This is a genomic window from Siccirubricoccus deserti (assembly GCF_014283215.1).
GTDB lineage: Bacteria > Pseudomonadota > Alphaproteobacteria > Acetobacterales > Acetobacteraceae > Siccirubricoccus > Siccirubricoccus deserti.
Genome location: NZ_JACOMF010000001.1, coordinates 260762 through 275682 on the forward strand (window position 1 = coordinate 260762; position 14921 = coordinate 275682).

Consider the following 14921-nt stretch of genomic DNA (forward strand, 5'->3'; position numbering starts at 1 on the left):
GCCTGCCGGCCTCGCCCGGGCCTGCCCATGCAGCCTGACGGCGCGGCATCCCCTCACTTGTCCTCAGTCGATCCGGGCCGCCCGGTCGATGAAGAGCGCGCCGCCCGTCACCACGCGCTCGCCGGGATTGAGCCCTTCCGTCACCTCGACCACCTCGCCGGAGCGGATGCCGGGGGTGATGCGGCGGAGGATGAAGCGGTTGCCGTCCAGCGCCACCCAGACCGAAGCCTCGGCGCCACGATAGATGATGGCGTTCACCGGCACCGCGAGACCCTGCTGGCCCTCCCCCACCGCGATGCGGAAGGTGGCGAACATCTCCGGCTTCAGCAGCCGGTCGGGGTCCTGCACCTCGGCGCGCACCGTCAGTCGCCGGGTGACCGGATCGAGGCCGGCGCCCACCATGGCGATGCGGGCATCGAAACGCCGCCCGGGCAGAGCCCCCACCATGACCTCCACCGGCTGGCCGGGGCGGATCATCGGCGCATCCAGTTCCCGCACCGCGGCGACCAGCCACATGGTGGAGAGGTCGGCAATGGTGAGGACCGGATCGGTGGCGCCGCTCGAGAGCCATTGGCCGGGACCGACCCGGCGCTGCACCACGGTGCCGGCGATCGGCGCGGGCACCGGCACCACCGCATCCACCATGCGGGTCAGCTCGATCCGGGCGACCTGTTCGGGGCTGCGGCCGAGCACCCGCAGCTTGTCCCGCGCCGCCGCCAGGGTGGCCTCGGCGCTGCGCAGGTCAGCCGCGGCATTGGCGGCGGCGACCCTCGCCTGCTCGACATCCCGCTGCGAGGTGGCGCGGGCGCCGAACAGGCTGGCCTGGCGGGCTTCCTCGCGCCGCGCCTGGTCGAGGGTGGCGCGGGCCTTGTTGGCGGCATCGGCCGCCGCCAGCAGGTCGTTGGCCGCGCCGGCAAGGTCGGTGGTCTCGATCTCGAACAACGGGTCGCCGGCGGCGACGGTGTCGCCCATGCGGGCGAGGGCGCGGACGACCCGGCCGTTGTAGGGGGAGAAGACCGGCGTGGCACGGTCCTCGTTATAGGCGATGCGGCCCTCGGCGATGCGCTCGGCGCGGAACTCGCGGAGTTGCATGGCCTCGATCCGCAGCGCGCGCATCTCGGCGTCCGACAGGCGGAATTCGCCCTGCGCCAGCGGCTCGGTGGCCGTAGCAGGCGGCGACTGCGGCACCGGCACCTTGCGCGCCATCGAGTCGTAGAGCGCGGCGCCGCCCGCCGCCAGCAGCGCCAGCGCGCCGCCGATCAGCGCCAGGCGACGGCCCTTCCGCAGGGCGGGGGGAGCCACGGGCGGCGCGGGCGAAAGCGGTGGACGCGCGGAGGAAACTTCCGCCTTGTCGGGTACGGCGAAACTCGGCGCGCCCGGCGGTTCCGGCTTCGCCACCTCTTTGGGCGGCACCGGCAACGGCGGCTGGTTCAGCATATTCATCGCTGTTCAGACCCCACCACGCGGCGCGCTCCATCCCTGCTGCCGCGTTGAAGTCGGGCAGCATCCGGCCGGAGTTCGGCCGGATGCTGGACCATGCACACCGCTCCCTTACGGGGAGATTGTGCGAAACCTGAAACCAGCGAAATCCAAAAATTAACTTAAAAACACAATGATGGAGTCTTGCGTCACCGCTCTGGACTATATCAGCAATTCGATCAGGAACGGCCCTGGCCGGGCGAAGGATTGCGCCATGAGGTCGCCCAGCGCCTCCAGCGTGCTCGCCTGGGCGGCCTCCACCCCCATGCTGTTGGCCAGCTTCACCCAGCCGATGTCGGGATTGCCGAGGTCCAGCATGTCCATCGCGGTCCGTCCCGGGTTGGCGCCGACGTTGCGGTATTCGCCGATCAGGATCTGGTATTTGCGGTTGGAGAGCAGCACCGTGGTCACCGGCAGCTTCTCCCGCGCCTGGGTCCAGAGCGCCTGGGGTGTGTACATGGCGCTGCCGTCGGCCTGCAGGGCGATGACTCGCCGCCCGCCGGCACCGATCGCCGCGCCGGTCGCCACCGGCGGGCCGTAGCCGATGGCGCCGCCGCAGTTCTGCAGCCAGTCATGCGCCGGGGCAGCATAGGTTTGCGGGAAAAAGCCGCGGCCGTAGGTGACCGATTCGTCGACGATGACCGCCCCTTCCGGCATCAGCGCCGCCACCGCCTGGGCGAGGCCTTCCGGGCTCAGCGCACCGCGCGGCGCCTCCGGCCGCGGCCCGGCCGAGGGGATGGCAACGGCTGGCGCGCCCAGCTCATCCGCCAGGGCAGCCAGCGCCGCCTCGGCGTCCTGCTCGTTGCGGGTCAGCACATGCACCGCGGCATCCGGCGGGTAGAGCCGGCTAGGCTTGCCGGGATAGCCGAAGAAGCCGACGGGGTCGCGGGCATTGACCAGCACCAGGTGCTGCACCTGACCGAGCACCGCCAGGGCCTGCTCGACCACATAAGGCACGCGGTCGAGCTGGAGCCGCCCCTGGCCGCGCTGGATCCGGCCGTTGGAGCCTTCCGCCAGCAGCCGCGCGCCGGTGGCGGCGGCGATCCGGTGGGCCTGGCGCTGGGCGCCCTCGGTCAGGGCGAGGCCGCCGAGCAGCAGCAGCACGTTCTTCTGCTCCCGCAGGATGCGCGCCACCTGCTTCACCGCATGCGGGTCGGCCTGCGGCACCGCCGGCACCGGCAGCGCCTGGCCGACCACGCCACCCTCGTTCCAGGAGCTGTCGGAGGGCAGGATCAGGGTCGCCACCTGGCCGGGCGAGGTCCGCGCCGCCTGCACCGCCACGGCGGCATCGGCGCCGACATCCTCGGCCCTTGTCGCTGTGCGGACGAATGCGGAGACGCCGCGGGCCCAGCCCTCGGTGTCGGCGGTCAGCGGCGCGTCATAGGGCCGGTGGTAGACCGCCTGGTCGCCGACGATGTTGACGATGCCGCTGCGCGCCCGCCTGGCATCGTGCAGCCCGGCAAGGCCATTCGCCAGGCCCGGGCCGCAATGCAGCAGGGTCGCGGCCGGCTTGCCGGCCATGCGCCAGTAGCCGTCGGCGGCGCCGGTGACGATGTTCTCCTGCAGGCCGAGGACGCAGCGCATGCCGGGGATGCGGTCCAGCGCCGCGACGAAATGCATCTCGCTGGTGCCGGGGTTGGTGAAGCAGACGTCGACGCCGCTCCCCAGCAGGGTATGCACCAGGCTTTCGGCTCCGTTCACGGCGTCACTCTCCCCTATTCCGGTTGCGGCGGCGAAGGGTGCGCGCGGCGAGCGACTGCCGCAAGCCCGGCACCACGCGAAACGCTGGATGCCGTACCTGAAACGATTATCGCGGCTTCAGGGGAGTTCGGGTCGGCCATGCACCAGCCACCATTGGGTCGGTTCGAATTCGCAGTTCTCCGCTTGGGCGGATCACGCTTACCGTCTCTCTGCGAGATGAAACCGCTTTAGGGTTGATGCATGGCCAGAACCATCCTCTTCGGCTTTCTCGCCGGATTCGTCGCGGTGCTGGTGTTCCACCAGGGCACCGCCTTCATCCTGCACAACCTGGGCACTTACCTGCCCTGGTCGGGAAACCTGTTCGGCCGGGTGGGGGCGCCCTTCAACCTGGCCCCGGTGCCGCCCTTCGGTATCCCGACAGTGCTGTCGCAAGCCTTCTGGGGCGGGATCTGGGGGATCGTGCTGGCAGCGCTGCTGCAACGCGCATCGCTGCCGGCGCTGCTGACCGGCTTCATTTTCGGCGCGCTGGCCCTGACCCTGGTCGCCTTCACCCTGGTGGCCACAATGAAGGGGCTGCCGCTCTTCGCCGGCGGCAACAAGCAGGTCTGGCTGCGGGCCGGCCTCTACAACGGCGCCTGGGGCTTCGGCACCGCGCTGCTGCTGCTGCGGCCATTGCGGCTGCGACGCTGAGGCCAAGCCGGCTCCCCGCCCGCCGCCGAGGCCATTGCGGCGCTTGCGCGATGGCCCCGGCATGTCACTTTGTTGCGCGAGGCAGTCGGCCGGCATGGCCGCTCCGCCAGGGAAGGGGACCGATCCGATGACCGTGCAACGCTACCGCCTGTCGCGCCGTGCGGCGCTGGGTCTGCTCGGGGCCGGGGCGCCGCTGCTGGTGGCGGGGCCGGTGCGCGCGCAGCCGCGCCTCGACCGGGTGTCCTTCGTCACCAACTGGCGGGCCCAGGCGGAGCACGGCGGCTTCTACCAGGCCCAGGCCGCGGGGCTGTACCGCAAGGCAGGGCTGGAGGTCGACCTCCGCACCGGCGGGCCGCAGGTCAACCCGGCGCAGCTGCTGCTCGGCGGGCGCGTCGACATGTCCATGGGCAATGGGCTGGTGGCGCTGAATTTCGTCCGCGAGAACATCCCCTTCCTTTGCATCGGGGCGATCTTCCAGAAGGACATGCAGGTCCTGATCGCCCATCCGAACACCGGCCTCAGCGGGTTCGAGGCGCTGCGCGGCCGCACCATCCTGGTCGGTGCCGAGGCGCGGGTGACCTGGTGGCCCTTCCTGGTGAAGAAATACGGCCTGCGGGAAGACCAGCTTCGCCCCTACACCTTCAACCTGCAGCCCTTCCTGCTCGACAAGCAGCTCGTCCAGCAGGGCTATCTGGGCAGCGAGCCCTTCTCGATCCGCGCCGCCGGGGTGAACCCGGATACGCTGCTGATCCATGACGCCGGCTTTGAGAATTATGGCACGACCATCAACATCGGCGCGAAGACGCTGAGCGAGCGGCGCGAGGTGGTGCAGCGCTTCATCGATGCCTCGATGGAAGGCTGGGACCAGTATCTGAAGGGGCCGGCCGGCGGCTTCGACACCGCCGCCGCCAATGCGCTCATCAAGTCGCAGAACCCCGAGATGACCGACGAGCTGATCGCCTTCGGCACGCGGATGATGAACGAGCATGGCATCGTCCGCTCGGGCGATGCGGCGACCCTCGGCATCGGCGCGATGACCGAGGCGCGCTGGCAGCGCTTCCATGCGGCGGTGGCGGAGGTCGGGGTGCTGCCGCGCGACCTCGACTGGCGGAAGGCCTTCGATCTGTCGCTGGTCAACAAGGGCATCGGCAAGGTTTGAGGCGCCGACCAGCCCCCGCCCCTGCGCGTGGGGCGGGCCGACCGGCGCCCTACCCCACGCTCAGCGCGGCGCCGTGGTCAGCCAGCCGACGATGCGCCGGGCGATCGGGATCGCCATCATCGCGGCGGGAAAGGCGAAGCTCCAGGCCAGGGCCCAGTTGAGCAGCCAGAGCCGCAGGAAGCCAGGCGGCGTGCCGAGATTGACCAGGGTGAGCAGCAGGGAGACCACGCCAGCCATGAAGAAGGTCATGACCAGCGGGAACAGCGCCGCGGCGTAGCGGGCCGGGATCATGCCGCGGATTGCCGTGCCGCCTCGGAACTGGCCTGGCGCTGCCGCGCCGCCTCCACCGCCGGCGGCGGCGGCCCGCCGGCCATCCAGTCCAGCAGCTCCACCGTATGCGCGACCGGCAGCCCGCCGCCGTCGAGCTGGGTCAGGCAGCCGATGTTGCCGGCCGCCAGCAGATCCGCCCCAGTGCGTTCGAGGTTCGCCAGCTTCCGTTCGCGCAGCCGTCCGGCGATCTCGGGCTGCAGCAGGTTGTAGGTGCCGGCACTGCCGCAGCAGAGATGCGCCTCGGCCGGCTCCTTCACCCGGAAGCCGGCACGGAGCAGCAGCTGCTTCGGCGCGGCGATGATCTTCTGGCCGTGCTGCAGGGAACAGGCGGCGTGGTAGGCGACGGTCAGCCCCGGTGCTTCCTCCCGCCGCGGCGCATAGCCGAATTTCACCAGCACCTCCGAGATGTCCATGGCGATGCCGGCGATCGCCGCGGCCCGCCGTTTCCAGGGCTCCGGCTCCTCGCGGAACATGAAGCCGTAGTCCTTCACCGTGGTGCCGCAGCCGGAGGCGTTGACCACCACCGCATCCAGCCCCTCACCTTCCAGCTCGGCGCTCCAGGCGGCGATATTCGCGCGGGCCAGGCGCATCGCCGGGTCATGCTCGCCCAGATGATGGTTGAGCGCGCCGCAGCAGCCCTGGCCGGCGGTCACCACCACCTCGATCCCCATTCGCGTCAGCAGCCGGATCGTCGCCTCGTTGATCGATGGGGAGATCACCTGCTGGGCACAGCCGGTGAGCAGGGCGACCCGGCCGCGCCGCTCGCCCTCGGCCCGGTGGATCTGCGGCCGCGCGGCCGGGCCGGCCGGCGGCAGGCTCCGCGGCGCCAGCCGCAGCATGGCGCGCAGCCGCGCCGCGGTCATCGAGCCGCCCGGGATCAGCCCGGCGAAGGGGCGCGCCAGCCGGGCGCCCTGCAACGCCAGCCGGAACCGGCGCGGATAGGGCAGCAGCCGGCCGAGCAGCCGGCGCAGGGCGCGTTCCGGCCAGGGCCGGGTGTAGGTTTCCTCGATGTAGCGCCGGGCGTGATCCACCAGATGCATGTAGTTCACGCCGGAGGGGCAGGTGGTCATGCAGGACAGGCAGGAGAGGCAGCGGTCGACATGGCGCACCACCTCCTCGGTGGCGGGCCGGCCGCTCTCCAGCATGTCCTTGATCAGGTAGATGCGGCCGCGCGGGCTGTCCAGCTCGTCGCCCAGCAGCACGAAGGTCGGGCAGGTGGCGGTGCAGAAACCGCAATGGACGCAGGTGCGGAGAATGCTATTGCTCTCCCGCGTATCGGCATCCTTCAGCTGTTCCGGGGTGAAGCTGGTCTGCATGAGGCCTCGCGGGACGGCCCCTGGATATAGGCCGCCGCGCCTCGTCGGGCCAGCCTTCCCCCGCCGGCCGGCCACAGCCGTTGTGTCCCGTGCCCCGCAGCCAGGGCCACGGCGGCAGGCCGACGGTTCAAGGGCATGGGTGCTGCGGCATCCATGCCGGCAAACCTCACGGCGTGGCCGCGCGCGCCTCCGCCACCGCCGCGCGCAGCAGCATGGCGATCGCCTGAGCCAGGCAATCGTTGAGCCGGTCGGTCACTGCGGTGCGCGCGTTGCGGGGCGCGCGTTCCAGGTCGATCGTGTCGGTCTCGGCCCAGTGCCGCATCACCTCGTAGCGCCGGAACAGCGGCACGCCATGCGCCGCGGCAACCAAGCGCAACGCCTCCCGATATGCATCGACATTGGCATTGGCGCGCAGGAAGCGGGAGAATTGCGGGTCGATCAGCACCGCACCGGCGCCGGCCGCCTTCAACTGGTCGAGCCCGCCGTGCAGCGCCTCGACCATCTCATCGACCTCCAGGCCGCGCGCCGCCTCCACAGTGCCGGTCTGCCACAGCACCAGATCAGCTGGCTTGCGGGCGAGTTCCTCGCGCAGCATGCCGGCGGTGTCGGTGGCGGTGGCGCCGCGGGCGCCGCGGACCCGCAGCTCCAGCTTCAGGCCGGGGCGACGCGCGAGGATCAGGGCCTGCAACCGAGCCGGCCAGCCGGCGGCCTGGCCGCTGGTGCCAGGGCCGAGCACCGAGGCGGAGCCGACGACCAGGATCCGCAGCGCCCCGGCCGTGACCGCCCGGGCCACTGTGGGCAGCGGCGCGCCCGGGTCCAGCAGTTCCATCGGCGCCCCACAAGCGGGCGGGCCCGCCGCCGTCGCCCCGACGGGGACAAGGAGCACGCCCAGCAACAGGAGGCGTCGTAACCAGCTCATTGCACTGGAGTCGTAGAAGAGGGCGCGACATCCGGCAAGGCGTCAGCGGCCGGCCGCTGGACCGGCGCCTGTTCACGCAGCCGGTACCAGGCGGCGATGGCGCCGACCCCGACAAGCACGGCAAGGCCAGCGAGGTTCACCGCCAGCTGCATCAGCCAGCCCTCCGCCTGCTCCAGCGCCAGCCGGCCGAGGAAGGAGAGAAAGATGCCGGTGCAGAACACCGGCAGCCCGTGCTGTCCCATCAGCACGAAGGGCGCCGCCACCCGGCTGCGCACCCAGCCGGCGTCGAAGGGGACCAGATGGCCGAGCAGGTAAGCCAGCGCCAGTATCGAGACGAGGCGGAAGGGGTGCAGGCCGGTCTTGTCCACATCCGCCAGCACCAGGGCGACGTTCTCGGGCAGCCCGGCGAAGCTGTCGGCATCGGCATAGGCGATCAGCATGGCGGCGGCGCCAACCACCAGCACCAGCCCCGCCGCCGCCGCCAACAGCGGGTGGAAGGGCACCGCCGGCGGGGTGCCCCGCCGCCCCGCCGCCCGCGGCACGTAGCCCAGTGCGCAGCCGGCGAAGAACAGCAGCTGCCAGGCCAGCGGGTTGAAGAACCAGCCGCCGCCGGTCCAGCCCGGCAGGTTGAGGTCGAGCAGCCGCACCACCAGGTAGCCGGCGCCCGACAGCCCCAGCAGCACCGCCGGGTGACGCAGCAGCGGCGAGGCCGGGATCAGCAGCAGCAGCAGCACGATGTAGAGCGGCAGGATGTCGAGGAAGGCCGGCTGGAAGCGCAGCAGCAGCGCCTGCAGCAGCGCCTGGTAGGGTTGCTCGGCGAAGACATCCAGGTGCAGCTCGTCGAGATAGGCGGTGGTGTCGAGCGCCGCCGCCGAAAAGCCGACCTGCGCGGTGAAGACCACCAGCAGGAAGATATGCGCGACATAGAGCGTGCCGACGCGGCGCAGCAGGGAGGCGGCGGTGAAGGTGAAACCGCGGCGGTCGAGGGTCGCGCCATAGGCCAGCCCGGCGGCATAGCCGGCCAGCAGCACGAAGGCCTCGGTGGCATCGCAGAGGGCGATGTTGCGCAAGGTGAGGAGGCCGAGCCAATTGCCCGGCACATGGTCGATGAAGATGCAGAACAGCGCGATGCCGCGGAAGAAATCGACCCTCAGGTCGCGCCTCGCCCCCGATTTGGGGCTGGCCTCCTGCGCACCGCGGATCAGGCTCCGCATCGACACCTCCGCGGGTGCTCCATGCGGGAGGCCGGCGCCGCATGCAAGCCGGGATTGCCCTTCGGCAACCGCAGTCGCGGGGAGCGGCAACCAGGCATGTTGCCACATCCCAGCCGTGGCGACGGATTACGGATTTTTCATACGCTGGCGCTGCCTGGACGCATGCCAGATCCATCATGCCTGAGGAGCTGAGCACACGATTTCGCCTTGTTCAGCCCCTCCCGCTTGCGCCATTTTTGCACGATGCGAGGTTTTTTCACCGTATTGCTGTGCCTTGCGTCGCTTGCCCTTCCCCCAGGGGCAGCGGCGGAGCCCTGCCCGCCCGCGCCCGCCCAGAACTTGGTGCTGCCGCGGGCCCGCGCCGCGGTGCAGGCCGGACGGCCGCTGACCATTGTCGCCTTCGGCTCCTCCTCCACCGAGGGCGCCGGTGCCAGCGATGATGCCATGACCTACCCCGCCCAGCTCCAGGCCAGACTGCGCCAAGCCCTGCCGGGGTTGCGGGTCAGGATCCTGAACCGCGGCAAGGGCGGCCAGGAAGTCGGTGAGATGCTGGCCCGGCTTGACGCCGACGTGCTGGCCGAACGCCCGGCCATCGTCATCTGGCAGGCCGGCGCCAATGCCGTGCTGCGGGGCATGGCGCCGGAGAGCTTCAGCGCCGCCATGGCGCACGGCATCGCCCGCGTCCGGGCCGCCGGCGCCGAGGTGGTGCTGATGGACAGCCAGCGGGCGCCGCGCATCCTCTCGGCGCCGCATTACAGCCGCTTCGACTCGGCGCTGCATGACCTGGCGCTGCACGCCCGGGCGCCGCTGTTCTCCCGCGCCGCGCTGATGCGCGCCTGGGAGGAAGCCGGCACGCCGAATGCCGAGATGCTGTCGCCCGACGGGCTGCACCACAACGACCGCGGCTACGCCTGCGTGGCGGCGGCGCTGTCGCGCGCGATGCAGGATGCGGTGGGCCCGGCGCTGATCGCCCACCGCTGAGGCGGGCCGGCTACCCCCCCGCCCGCACAATTAACCCGGCCGAGGTCACCGGGAAGCCCCGCACCGAAAGCCGCAGATGCGGCGGGAAGACCGTACCGAGCGGCGAGCCCGCCTCCTCGAAAGGCGGGAGGTCGACGAAGCGGTCCAGCATCCCGCTGCCATGGCCGTCATCCAGCGGCAGCATTTCATGGCGCTGCGCCGCCAGCCGCGCCGCCAGCGCCTCCAGATGCCGCCGCTGGTAGAGCACGGTGGCGCCGCGGCTAAGGGTGCCGGCCAGCTCGTCGAGATTGAACTCCGTGGTGTGCACCGCGATGCCGCCCGGCCGCAGGCAGCGCATCGCCTGCTCGACGAAGCGCATCCCGCGCTCAAGGCTGCCGAGATGCTCCATGGCGCAGGCCGACCACACCAGGTCGAAGCCACCCTGCCGCAGATCCTCCGGGATCGCCGCCATATCGGCGGTGCGGAAGCTGACCCTGGCGTCGAATTCGGCCCGCGGCAGCAGCGCCGGGCGGAACAGCGCCTCCGCCGCGCTGCCGTGCTGACCGGTGGCGATCCAGTCCCGGGCGCGGGCGTCGCCGCCATCAAGGTCGGTCGCCACCACCGCCACGCCATGCGCGGCGAGGATCGCGGGCAGGGATTCCCGGCCGACCGCGAAGCCCAGGGCGCGGCGGCCGGGTGCCAGCATCCCCGCCTCCCACAACGCCTGGAGGATGAAGCAATTCTCCCAGAGCTTGCGATGATAGACCGGCGGCGTGCCGAGCAGCCTGCACCAATGGCGCAGCCAATCGGCCTCGATGTCGGATTGCCGGCAGCTGCGGCTGGTCAGCCCGGCCGGGCTTGGTCCTTCCGGCACCGGCGCGACCGGCCCGGCGAGGCCGGCGGCGTAGTGGCGCTGCGCCATCTCGGCGCCGAGCACCTTCACCGACCAGCGGGCCAGCTCCGCCTCGCGCTCCCCGCGCAGCCTGGTATCCCCGACAAAGGGCAGGACGCGGTGGCGCCGCCGCCAGCGGGTGAGGTGTCGAAGGATTCCGGCGATCATCGCCACAGGCTGTGGCGCCTGCGGCGCTAGCTGTCGAGCTTGATTCCCAGCTCGCGGATCAGCGGCCGCCATTCGGCATTCTCGCGTTGCACGAAGGCCTGGAATTCCGCCGGGCTCCAGGGCGTGCTCTCGATGCCGAGGTCACGGTAGCGGGCCTGCACGTCATCGGCGGCGACGCCGCCCCGCAGCGCCTCGGCCAGCCGGGCGACAATCGGTGCCGGCACCCCCGCCGGCACGCTCATCCCCTGCCAGCCATAGGCGATGGCATTGGCGAAGCCCATCTCCCGCAGGGTCGGCACCTCCGGCGCCCGCGGGCTCCGCGCCTCGGAGAAGACGCAGAGGGTCTTCACCCGCTTGCCGGCGATGAAGGGGATGCCGGTGGCGCAATCGATGACGACGCAATCGACATTGCCCGCCAGCAGGTCCTGCATCGCCGCCGGCCCGCCGCGGTAAGGCACATGCGTCGCCTCCAGTCCGGTGCGGCGCTTGACCATCTCCATCGCCAGATGGTGCGGCGAGGCCACCGCCGGGGTTCCGTAGTTCGGTGCCCGTGTTTTCGATTGGGCGACGAAGTCGGAAAAATCCTTCACCGGACTGTCGGGCCGCACCACGATGAACAGCGGAAAGCGGCCGATGAAGCCGACGCCCTGGAAGTCGCGGTCGGGATCATAGGGCAGGCGCGTGTAGAGCGCCGGGTTGTAGACCAGGATGCCGTTGTCGACGTGCATCAGGGTATAGCCATCGGCCGGGCTGCGGCTGACCATCTCGCTGGCCAGCACCGCGCCGCCGCCGGGGCGGTTCTCCACCACCACATTCTGGCCGAGCCGGGCGGTGAGATGGGCGCCGATCAGCCGGGCGAACAGGTCGCTGGCGCCGCCCGGCGGGTAGCCGACCACCCAGCGCAGCGGCCGGTCGGGGAAGCCCTGCGCCCGCGCCGGCCCGGCCAGCGCCGCCATACCGCCAAGCCCCGCCATAACCCCGCGTCGTCCGAGCATCGCCTGCTGTCCCCGCACCGTCGTCCGTCTTCGCATCTAGCCGATGCGCAGGGCTTCCGTCACGGCCCCGGACGCATTGCCGCGAGGGCCGGACAACGCCGGCCTGAAGCTCAGGGGTGGGGCACTGCCCCGAGCAGCCCGATCAGCAACGGCAGGCTGAGCGCCGCCAGCAGGTGCTGCAGGGTGATCACCGCCGCCATCAGCGGCGCGTCGCCGCCCATGGCACGGGCCATGACATAGCTGGTCGTCGCCGTCGGCAGCCCCATGAAGACCACCGCGGTCGCCAGGGCCAGTGGCTCCAGCGCCAGCGCCTGACCGATGCCGAGGGTGAGCAGCGGCATCACCGCCAGCTTCAGCCCCGCCGTCACCAGTTGCAACGGCAGCCGGCCACGGATGGCGGAGGGCGACAGCGCCGCCCCGACGCAGAGCAGGCCGAGCGCCACCGAGGCATGGCCGAAGGTCGCCAGCAGCGGCCGCAGCCCGGCCGGCAGCCCGCCGAGCAGCGCCACGGCGAAGCCGGCGAGGCAAGCCAGCAGCAGCGGATTCGCCGCGAGCTGGCGCAGCACCCGGCGCGGCGACAGGCGCTGCCCATCCGCCTTGCCCAGCGCGAAGACCAGGGTGACCAGCACCTGGACGAAGGGCACGATGAGGCCGGTGGCGATGGCGCCGAGGCTGGTACCGATGCTGCCGTAGAGGCCGCTGATGATGGAGAAGCCCATCAGCTGGTTGAAGCGGATGCTGCCCTGGAAGACCGAGGTGGTTGCGGCATGGTCAGTACCGGCCGCGCGGGCCAGCAGCAGGCTGAGCCCTGCCCCGGCCAGCAGCGCCAGCCAGATCACCACCGCCATCCCGCCGAGCGGCAGCGCCGCCAGATCCACCGCACCGATGGCCGAGACCAGCAGCGCCGGCAGCAGCACCCAGAACACCAGCCGCTCGATCCCGGCCCAGATCGCATCCTCCCGCAGCAGCCAGCGGCGCAGCAGCACGCCAGCCAGCATCGCCCCGAAGGGCGGCACGAAGACGTCGAGAAAGAGGCTCAAGGCGCGCGGTGCCTCATGCGCCGGATCCCGCCCGCGGCGTGTCCTGCGGCACCCCGGCGATCTCGCCGAGGCAGGCCGCCTCGGTGCGCGCTTCGGCGCCATTCGCCCGGGCCGCGGCATGCGCCACGCGCAGCCCGCCCCGCGCCGCCGGGTAGAGGATGAGGTCGAGGGCACAGCCGCCGCCGGCGTAGAGCCAGACCTCGGCCGTCCCCTCGGCCCGGCGCAGCGTCGGCTCGCCGAGCAGGCGCCGCAGCTCCCCTGGCCCGACGCCAAGCAGTTGCGCGGCGGCGCGCGGCCCGCCGGGGCGGGCGGGACGGTGCGGCCAGGCGATGGCATCGCCCGAGGGCGGCGTATCCGGCGGGGGGTCTGTCAGCTGAAGCGTGGCGGGCACCAGCTGCCCCATGGCGGCGAGGCTGGCGCTGCCCTGGTCCAGCGCCGCGCGTAGCTCGGCCGTGGGGGCCTCTGCGCCGGCGCAGCCGGCAGGGAGCAGCAGCAGCAGGCGGAGACGGGGCGCCATGGCGCTCGGGTCCCGGGGGTGGCGGCCAGGGCCGCAAGGGGTGCGGCACCCAGAGGCGTCCCCCGCCTCCGGCCAGAGACGGGGACGCGGTGGGACTCAGGCCTCGGCGGGCTCCGCCGACAGCCGGGCCGGCGCCGGGGCCGCGGCGAGCTGGCCCTCGGTCACCATCTCCATCTTGCCGGAGACCTGCCCGCCTTCCTCGACCTGCAGCTTGCGGTAGCGGGCGGTGCCGGTGACCTTGCCGGTGGCACGGATGACCAGGCTGCCGCGGGTGGTGATGGTGCCGTCGAACAGGCCGGCGATCTCGGCATCCTCCACCTGGACCTCGCCCTTGAAGACGCCGGCCTGGGCGACGAAGAGCTCGGTTGCCTGGATCATCTGGCTCTCGACGGTGCCCTCGACCACCAGCCGCTCGGCATCGGTGACGGTGCCCTGGAGGCTGATGCCGCGGCCGACCACCAGGGTGCGGCGATCCGCCGGATCAGCCCGGCCGACCGGACGGGCCGGCACGCCCACCGGCGCGGGACGGGGACCGAGGGTCGGCGCGGCGGGGGCAGCGGAGGGCTTCGGAGCCGTGTTCATGCTGGGCGCATCCTTGGAAGAAGGGCGATAGGGCGGCACGCCGAGTTCGGCGTCGCGCGCGGCCTGGCCGCCCGGCGCAGGATCGGCCCCGGGCGCCCCTGGCCCGTCCTCACGTTTGCGGCTGAAGATGGCCATGCTGCTTCCCCTAATCACAGCGTCACGCGGGCGGCGGAACGGTGATCTGGCACCGCGCCCGGTGGCCCCGGGCTAACACGCGGAGTTGTGCAGGCACAACAGACGTCAGCGTTCAAATCCGGATTTCCGCGGACATTCCGCCGGTGTTGCGATGCATCAGATGGGTCATCGCCGCGGTGCCCAGCACCGGCACCAGCAGGTTGAGCCCAGGCACCAGCGCCATCGCCGCAAGCACCGCGCCGAGCCCCAGCACCGGCACCTCCCGTTGCCGCCGCAGCCGGCGCGACTCGAGCACCGACATCCGCCGCTGTGCCACCCCTTCGAACAGCCCGTGGCCGAGGGCGATGGTCGAGATCAGCCACAGCAGCACCGCACCGAAGGGCGGCACCAGCAGCGCCAGCGGCAGCGCCGCCAGCGACAGCAGCCCGAAGCGGAGCGCGAGGCCGAGGTTGAAGGCCAGCTGCGCCCCCAGTCCCGCCCCGCTCGCCGGCGGCAGCGCCGGGTAGAAGCGCCGCTCCACCGCCGCCGCCACCGAGTCGAGGAACAGGCCGGAGAGCGCCAGCACCACCGGCACGAAGAGCCAGACCGCGAGGCCGAGCGCCATCAGCCCGCCCGCCGCCGCGGCGAGCCCGGCCAGCCACCCCTCCCCGCCTGCCAGCCAGCCGACCAGCCAAGCGGCCGCCGCCGCCAGGCCGAGGAAGGCGATGCAGGCGCCGATCACCCCCCGCACCAGCGGGCCGAGGAAGGCCGGGTCACCGATCTGGCGCAGGGTCAGCAGGCAGGCGGCGAGCATCGGCGCGGAATCCCCGAGGTTGCGGCGCGTC

Annotated in this window: 15 protein-coding genes; 3 read left to right on the top strand and 12 right to left on the bottom strand. The window is 71.9% G+C overall.

Annotation, left to right across the window (positions count from 1 at the left end):
• Nucleotides 1-63 precede the first annotated feature (63 nt).
• Complete coding sequence (locus tag H7965_RS01235; RefSeq protein ID WP_186768692.1) at nt 64-1302, bottom strand: efflux RND transporter periplasmic adaptor subunit; 1239 nt, start codon at nt 1300-1302, stop codon at nt 64-66.
• Nucleotides 1303-1641: 339 nt separating this feature from the next.
• Nucleotides 1642-3180, bottom strand: coding sequence for an acetolactate synthase large subunit (locus tag H7965_RS01240; protein WP_186768693.1), 1539 nt, complete (start codon nt 3178-3180; stop codon nt 1642-1644).
• A gap of 240 nt (nt 3181-3420) precedes the next feature.
• On the opposite strand from H7965_RS01240, the gene H7965_RS01245 reads away from it, so the two are divergent.
• Nucleotides 3421-3870, top strand: a complete 450-nt coding sequence (locus H7965_RS01245) for a hypothetical protein (protein ID WP_186768694.1) — start codon at nt 3421-3423, stop codon at nt 3868-3870.
• A gap of 127 nt (nt 3871-3997) precedes the next feature.
• Nucleotides 3998-5029 (top strand): ABC transporter substrate-binding protein, encoded by a 1032-nt coding sequence (locus H7965_RS01250; protein WP_222440415.1) that lies wholly within the window; start codon nt 3998-4000, stop codon nt 5027-5029.
• A 60-nt stretch (nt 5030-5089) separates the two neighbouring features.
• Here H7965_RS01250 and H7965_RS01255 read toward each other — a convergent pair whose 3' ends face one another.
• From H7965_RS01255 to H7965_RS01270, 4 genes are all read right to left on the bottom strand, one after another.
• Nucleotides 5090-5320, bottom strand: a complete 231-nt coding sequence (locus tag H7965_RS01255; RefSeq protein ID WP_186768696.1) for a DUF2798 domain-containing protein — start codon at nt 5318-5320, stop codon at nt 5090-5092.
• Entirely contained in the window at nt 5317-6675 is a 1359-nt protein-coding gene (gene glcF / locus H7965_RS01260) for a glycolate oxidase subunit GlcF (protein ID WP_186768697.1), read from the bottom strand. Before glcF ends, H7965_RS01255 begins: the two co-directional genes overlap by 4 nt.
• 166 nt (nt 6676-6841) lie before the next feature.
• Nucleotides 6842-7594 (bottom strand): SGNH/GDSL hydrolase family protein, encoded by a 753-nt coding sequence (locus tag H7965_RS01265; protein ID WP_456308112.1) that lies wholly within the window; start codon nt 7592-7594, stop codon nt 6842-6844.
• The gene (locus H7965_RS01270; protein WP_186768699.1) at nt 7591-8808 is read right to left on the bottom strand and encodes an OpgC family protein; all 1218 of its coding nucleotides are present in this window, start codon (nt 8806-8808) and stop codon (nt 7591-7593) included. Before H7965_RS01270 ends, H7965_RS01265 begins: the two co-directional genes overlap by 4 nt.
• Before the next feature lie 342 nt (nt 8809-9150).
• Between H7965_RS01270 and H7965_RS01275 the strand changes: the two genes are divergently transcribed.
• The gene (locus H7965_RS01275) at nt 9151-9789 is read left to right on the top strand and encodes an SGNH/GDSL hydrolase family protein (RefSeq protein ID WP_186768700.1); all 639 of its coding nucleotides are present in this window, start codon (nt 9151-9153) and stop codon (nt 9787-9789) included.
• Nucleotides 9790-9799: 10 nt separating this feature from the next.
• Here the strand turns inward: H7965_RS01275 and H7965_RS01280 are convergent, their stop codons facing one another.
• The 6 genes from H7965_RS01280 to H7965_RS01305 form a co-directional block, all read right to left on the bottom strand.
• Entirely contained in the window at nt 9800-10828 is a 1029-nt protein-coding gene (locus tag H7965_RS01280; protein WP_186768701.1) for an SAM-dependent methyltransferase, read from the bottom strand.
• Nucleotides 10829-10854: 26 nt separating this feature from the next.
• Nucleotides 10855-11823 carry a Bug family tripartite tricarboxylate transporter substrate binding protein gene (locus tag H7965_RS01285; protein WP_186768702.1) on the bottom strand — a complete coding sequence of 323 codons (969 nt, stop codon included), beginning with the start codon at nt 11821-11823 and terminating at the stop codon, nt 10855-10857.
• Between the two features lie 110 nt (nt 11824-11933).
• The gene (locus tag H7965_RS01290) at nt 11934-12863 is read right to left on the bottom strand and encodes an AEC family transporter (protein ID WP_186768703.1); all 930 of its coding nucleotides are present in this window, start codon (nt 12861-12863) and stop codon (nt 11934-11936) included.
• Between the two features lie 13 nt (nt 12864-12876).
• A complete protein-coding gene (locus tag H7965_RS01295) occupies nt 12877-13380 on the bottom strand; it encodes a hypothetical protein (RefSeq protein WP_186768704.1) in 504 nt (167 codons plus the stop codon).
• Between the two features lie 96 nt (nt 13381-13476).
• On the bottom strand, nt 13477-14097 hold the full coding sequence (locus tag H7965_RS01300) for a bactofilin family protein (RefSeq protein ID WP_315898673.1): 621 nt from the start codon (nt 14095-14097) through the stop codon (nt 13477-13479).
• A 112-nt stretch (nt 14098-14209) separates the two neighbouring features.
• A complete protein-coding gene (locus H7965_RS01305; RefSeq protein ID WP_186768705.1) occupies nt 14210-14890 on the bottom strand; it encodes an EI24 domain-containing protein in 681 nt (226 codons plus the stop codon).
• Nucleotides 14891-14921: the final 31 nt, after the last annotated feature.